The sequence below is a fragment of the Pedococcus sp. P1_H8 genome (assembly GCF_056405175.1).
The window spans coordinates 1-350 of sequence record NZ_JBFUCP010000514.1 but is presented as its reverse complement, the minus strand read 5'-3'; the positions used below and the strand labels follow the sequence as shown (position 1 = coordinate 350).

Sequence of the window (350 nt, the reverse complement as noted above, 5' to 3'; positions counted from 1 at the left end):
CGCGCAGGTGCTCCACCTCCTTGGCGTGCTCGCGGCGGCACCGCAGCACCAAGTCGCCCTGCTTCTCGAAGTGCCCGATGGCGGCCGCCAGGGAGTCGAGGTCCCGGGCCAGGTGCGGGGTCCGGTGCGCGACCGCCGTGGACCGCAACGCCTTCTCCTTGGCGCTGAGGTCGGCGATGGCCTGGTCCAGCTCCCGCTGCGACGACGCCGCGGCCTCGGAACGGGTCCGCAGCGCGCCCGCCGACTCCGTCACCGCCTTGAGCGCGGCGAGCACCGGCGTGGTGCGCGGCAGCGACTTCGCCGCCGCTGCCACCGCCGTGATCAGCTCGGCCGTCCCGCGTTGGGTGTGC

Annotated in this window: 1 protein-coding gene; it reads right to left on the bottom strand. The window is 75.1% G+C overall.

Translation table 11 applies throughout. The annotated features are described in order from the left end of the window. On the bottom strand, positions 1-350 hold a 350-nt coding region (locus AC1DYG_RS21105), incomplete at both ends, for a hypothetical protein (protein ID WP_477641763.1).